7 protein-coding genes are annotated in these 5,266 nt (G+C 73.4%); all 7 read left to right on the forward strand.

Annotation, left to right across the window (positions count from 1 at the left end; all coding sequences use genetic code 11):
* The first annotated feature begins 146 nt into the window (after window positions 1-146).
* Window positions 147-1,247: a winged helix DNA-binding domain-containing protein gene (locus VGL20_17805; GenBank protein HEY2705541.1), complete on the forward strand. Its 1,101-nt coding sequence runs from the start codon at window positions 147-149 to the stop codon at window positions 1,245-1,247.
* A gap of 123 nt (window positions 1,248-1,370) precedes the next feature.
* Entirely contained in the window at window positions 1,371-2,501 is a 1,131-nt protein-coding gene (locus VGL20_17810; GenBank protein ID HEY2705542.1) for a hypothetical protein, read from the forward strand.
* Window positions 2,502-2,511: 10 nt separating this feature from the next.
* Window positions 2,512-2,895: a PEP-utilizing enzyme gene (locus tag VGL20_17815; protein HEY2705543.1), complete on the forward strand. Its 384-nt coding sequence runs from the start codon at window positions 2,512-2,514 to the stop codon at window positions 2,893-2,895.
* Window positions 2,892-3,524, forward strand: a complete 633-nt coding sequence (locus tag VGL20_17820) for a TetR/AcrR family transcriptional regulator (protein ID HEY2705544.1) — start codon at window positions 2,892-2,894, stop codon at window positions 3,522-3,524. The genes VGL20_17815 and VGL20_17820 overlap by 4 nt, the downstream gene beginning before the upstream one ends.
* The gene (locus VGL20_17825; GenBank protein HEY2705545.1) at window positions 3,521-4,114 is read left to right on the forward strand and encodes a hypothetical protein; all 594 of its coding nucleotides are present in this window, start codon (window positions 3,521-3,523) and stop codon (window positions 4,112-4,114) included. The genes VGL20_17820 and VGL20_17825 overlap by 4 nt, the downstream gene beginning before the upstream one ends.
* Before the next feature lie 17 nt (window positions 4,115-4,131).
* Window positions 4,132-5,070 (forward strand): hypothetical protein, encoded by a 939-nt coding sequence (locus VGL20_17830; protein ID HEY2705546.1) that lies wholly within the window; start codon window positions 4,132-4,134, stop codon window positions 5,068-5,070.
* A partial coding sequence (locus tag VGL20_17835; protein ID HEY2705547.1) for an HAD family phosphatase occupies window positions 5,060-5,266 on the forward strand: 207 nt, incomplete at its 3' end. The genes VGL20_17830 and VGL20_17835, both read left to right, overlap by 11 nt.

Below are 5,266 nucleotides of genomic sequence, written 5' to 3' on the forward strand. Positions count from 1 at the left end.
GGCCGAGGCGTTGATTGCAGAACGGATTTGCCGGTAGCGAGTGCAGCGATACGAGCATACGCGTCACGGATGCGGACAGCAGAGGATGGCGACTGCAATGACTGAAACTGTGTGCACCTACCGGCACCGAGCCCGAGCCACCGCGCATGACCACTGAGGTGCTCGGGCGGCGTGCCCTCAACCGCGCGCTGCTCGCCCGGCAGATGCTGCTGGAGCGGGCCCGGCTCCCCGCCGCCACGGCGATCGAGCGGCTGGTCGGGATGCAGGCCCAGGTGCCCACCTCCCCGTACGCCGGCCTCTGGTCGCGGCTCGAGGGCTTCCGCCACGAGGAGCTCTCCGAGCTGATCACCTCGCGGGCGGCGGTGCGCACCTCGCTGATGCGCACCACCCTCCACCTGGTCACCGCCGCCGATGCGCTGGCGCTGCGGCCGCTGATCGAGCCGGTGCTGGCGCGCGGCTTCCACACCGGCGGCCCCTACGGGCGGAGGCTGGCCGGCGTCGACCTCGACGCGGTGCTGGCCGCGGGGCTGGCGATGCTCGAGGAGCGGCCGCTGACCGTCGCCGAGCTCGGCCGGCGGCTCGCCGAGCGCTGGCCCGACCGCGATCCCACCGCGCTGGGGTACGCGGTGCGGGTGCTGGTGCCGGTGGTGCAGGTGCCGCCCCGCGGCGTCTGGGGTGCGGGCGGGCTGCCCCGGCTGGCCCCGGTGGAGCGGTGGCTCGCCGCCACCGACGCGCCGCCGCCGCTGGGCCTCGACGGCCTCGTGCTCCGCTACCTCGGCGCCTTCGGGCCGGCCACGGTGATGGACGTCCAGGCCTGGAGCTGGCTCACCCGCCTGGCCGCGGTGGTCGACCGGCTGCGGCCGCGGCTGCGTACCTTCCGCGACGAGTCGGGCCGCGAGCTCCTCGATCTCCCCGACGCTCCCCGGCCCGACCCGGAGACGCCGGCGCCACCGCGCCTCGTGCCCGAGTACGACAACCTGCTCCTGTCCCACGCCGACCGCAGCCGGGTGATCGCCGCCGAGCACCGCGAGCGGATCTTCACCCGGGGGGCGCTGCTGGTCGACGGTGTCGTGCACGGGGCCTGGCGGGTCACGCGACAGCGGGGGGTCGCCAGCCTGGAGCTGGAGCTCTTCGCACCGCTGGGCGGCGCCGACCTCGACGCCGTGAGCGCCGAGGGCACCCGGCTGCTCGGGTTCCTCGCCGGCGACGCGGCCGCTCGCGGGCTGCGGGTCGCGGTGGTCCGCTGAGGGTTCCCGGCGGCGCGGGTGGGGAGGACGTGGTCCGCGGTGCCGGCCGAAGTGACGCGCGCGTCATGTTTTGATGGGATTTCCTGTTTACAGACCAGTGTGACGATGATATCGTCGTCAGCCATGACCGTCCTGACTCTCGACGACCTCCTGGTCCGCAACCAGGAGTGCACCCAGCGGTTCCTCCTCGGGCGCACGGAGATCCAGTCGACGCTGGTGCCCACGCCGCCCTACATCATCCTCTCCTGCCTGGACATCTTCGACCGCCAGCCCGGCATCCTCCGAGCGGTCGAGGCCCGGGTGTCTCCGGAGGAGCTCGGCCGGCGCATCCGCGAGCCGGGCCACACCGCCGGCCGCCCCGTGGGCGGGGTCGACATGCTCAACATCTGGGCGCTGACCAGCCTCTACCTGTGGGGGCGCCAGTTCGGCATCGGCCTCGGCCTCTGGGGCCCCGGCGACCGGCTCGACGACATCGCCCACGTCCTCGACTTCACCCGCAGGGTGTGCCGGGGCTACCGCGACGACGGCCGCTTCGTCGCCTTCGAGGACATCGACGGCCACAACCGCTGCGCCAGCCCCGAGCTGATCGCCCGCTTCGGCGAGGCGCTGATCCCGCTCGGCGCCGAGGGACACGCCGCGTTCAAGCGGCTCAACGCCACCCTCTTCCTCTACACGTTCCTCGACAGCCTGGAGTGCCGCAAGAACACCTTCGACTCCGGCCCCTACCCGTCGCCCTTCGGCGACGGCGAGGTGCTGATGGTGCGCGACTACTACGCGATGGGGCCCGACGGCTATCCCTGGAGCGCGGCCGCCGAGGGCATCCCGTACCACAGCCTCACCCTGGCGATGTCCATCCGCGGCACCGCCATCGAGATGACGCCGTGGGCGACGCCGACCTTCTCCCCGGAGCAGTACATCGACCGGGTCACCGCCGCCGCGCTCTTCACCCGCGACTCCGGGGAGTGGCGGCAGGTGCCGCTCCACGAGGCCGGCGCGATCGCGGACGCCACCCGCACCGCGCACATCCGCCTGTACCGCGACGTCGCCTCCTGGGACCTGCGCCGGAAGATCATGTCGGGAGCGCTCTACTACGTCACCGAGTGCACCCTCTCCTGGGCCCACGAGGCGGGTGTCGAGGGCCTCGACCGGTCGCTCTCCCCGCTGGTCGAGGAGTGCTACCCGCGGCTGAGCGCCGAGACCGTCGGCGAGCTCTTCGGGTCGCTCTTCGCCCCCTACTCGCCCACCACCGCCTGAGGCCGCAGCCATGACCGCCACCTCCACCGTGATCGGCACCGGCACCCCGACCTTCGCCGCCGGGCGGGTCGAGGGCGAGACCGTCCACATCACCTCGCCGGTCGAGGTGCTCGACCTCCTCGAGGACCCCGATCGCGTCGCCGGACTGGTGCTGGTCATCGACGAGCCCGGGGCCACCTTCCTCTCGCCGCTGCTGCTCGCCGGTCCCCGCGCGGTGGTCTGCACCGCGGGCACCCCGAAGAGCCATCTCGGCATCGTCACCCGGGAGTTCGACATCCCCTGCGTGATGGGGGTGCAGCTGAGTGCAGCGCTGCCCGACGGCACTCACGTCGAGATCCGCTTCGACGACGCCGGGCACGCCTCCCTCCTGGCCGCCGGCGGCGAGGGCGCGTGACCGAGGCGGCGCTCAGCGCGGAGCAGGCTCCGAAGACGGCGCGGGGCGCGTCGACGCGCGAGCGCCTGCTCCGTGCCGCCGCGACCGTCTTCGCCGAGCACGGGTACTCGGGAACGCGCATCGCCGACATCGTCCACGCCGCCGGGGTGTCGCACGGCAACTTCTACCGTCACTTCCAGAACAAGGACGACGTCTTCGTCGCCGTGCTCGAGCCGCTCCTCGACGAGCTCGTCGAGCCCTTCGTGCGGGTGCTCGCCACGGGCGGTCACGAGCTCGAGTCGATGGTGCGGGTCAACACCGACTTCTTCTCGACGTACTCCCGGCACCGGCGCCTCTTCCCGCTGCTCCGCGAGGCGGCGGCGGTCAACCCCGGCTTCACCGGCATGTGGATGGACCTGCGCAGCCGCTTCACCGGGCGCATCGCCGCCTGGCTGGAGACGATCGGCGCCGCGCCTCCGGATGCGGCCGCGGGGCCGGAGGTGCTCGCCCAGGCGCTGGGAGCGATGACCGAGCAGATGGCGTACACGCAGATCGGCAAGACTCCGCAGCTGCCGCGACCGGAGACGATCGCCGAGCTCGGCCGGGTCGCGGGCGCCATCTGGCACCGGGCGATCAGGAGCCGACCATGAGCGACACCCGAGCCGGCCTCGCCCCCCACGCCTGGGCGGCTCTCTGCGAGCTGCGCCTCCGGGGCACGATGCGCTCCGCCGATCCCGGCCACACCGGCGAGCTCGAGCTGATCGGCTGGGCGATGCGCCGCGGCGAGCTGGTGGCGATCACCGACGCCGGCCGCATCGCCCACGCCGAGCATGCCCGGCTGGCCCCGGGCTCGTCCGCGGAGGCGGCGGTGCGCGAGGTCTACGAGCGCTTCGGCGCCCTCAACTCGCGGCTGCTCCGGCTCTGCACCGACTGGCAGCAGCGCCCCGGGGGCGTTGCCAACGACCACTCCGACCCCGACTACGACACCCGCATCCTCGACCGGCTGGCGGCGACGCTCGACTCCACCCGCGCCGAGCTGTGCCGGCTCTCCGCCGCCGACCCCCGCTTCGCCGGGTATGCGGACCGGCTCGACGCGGCGCTGCGCCACGCCGACCGCGGTGATCCCGCCTGGGTCGCGTCGGTCGCCTGCGACTCCGTCCACACCGTCTGGATGCTCCTCCACGAGGAGCTCCTCTGCGCCCTGGGGGCGTCGCGCGCCGACGAGCAGCCGGTGGCCTGAGACACCGAGGGGGGACCATGACCGAGACCGCCGCACCGGCCGGGCTGACCGCGCGCGACGCCCTGCGCCACCGGCTCCCCGACCATCCCAGCGCCCGCGAGGCGATGTACTGGGTGATCTGCCTGCCCGAGGAGCGGCTCGGCATCTCCGTGTACGTGTACCTCAAGCCCGGCGGCGAGGCCACCCAGGTGGTGCTGGGCTGGGGGCCCGATCTGCGCACCGTGCTCCTCGACGAGATCCGCGACGTCCCCCTGGCCGGCGGCGACCTCGACGACTTCGCGGTGGGCCGCCTCCGGCTGCGCCAGCCCGACCCGCTGCGCACCTGGGAGGTGAGCTACGCGGGCGCCGAGATGCAGCTCGACTTCCGCTACCGCGGCCTGCACCGCGCCTTCTCCTACTGGGAGAACCCCAACGGCAGCCCGCTCGCGTTCACCAGCCACAACCGGGTCGAGCAGTGCGGCGCCGTCGAGGGCACCCTGCGATTCCGCGGTCGCACCGTGGAGTTCCGGACCACGGCACATCACGACCACTCCTGGGGGATGCGTGACTGGGCGGCGATGATGCACTACAAGTGGATCGCGGCCCAGGCCGGCGAGGAGCTGGCGGTGCACGCCGCCCAGGTGATCTGGCGGGGGCGGGTGATGGTCAACGGCTACGTCTACCGCGACGGCCTGCTCTCGCCGCTGGTCGACGCCCGCTTCGACGGCACCTACGAGGCCGACCTGCATCCCCGCACCGTCGACCTGGAGCTGCGCGACGCCGCCGGCCGGCTGACCCGGGCGCGGGGCGAGCGCTTCGGTGGCACCGTCTTCCCGTTCCCCGGGGTCGAGCTCACCGAGACCGGCTGCCGCTTCGAGATCGAGGGCCGGCCCGGGGTGGGGCTGTGCGAGATGCTCTGGCCGGAGGGGTACCGCGCCCACCTCGCGACCACCTGGGGGGACCTGGGTGGCCGCTGAGCGACCGCGCGGCCTCCTCCTCGACTACGCCGGGGTGCTGACCGTGCCGATCGGCGAGGCGCTCGCCGCGGTGTGCGCCTCCGAGGGCATCGAGCCCGACTCGGTGCGCGCGCTCATCGCCGCCGCCTACACCGGGCACCCCGACGGCGCCGACATCGTCGCCCTGGAGACCGGGAGGATGCCGCTGGAGGACTTC

The sequence above is a fragment of the Candidatus Dormiibacterota bacterium genome, from assembly GCA_036495095.1.
GTDB lineage: Bacteria > Chloroflexota > Dormibacteria > Aeolococcales > Aeolococcaceae > CF-96.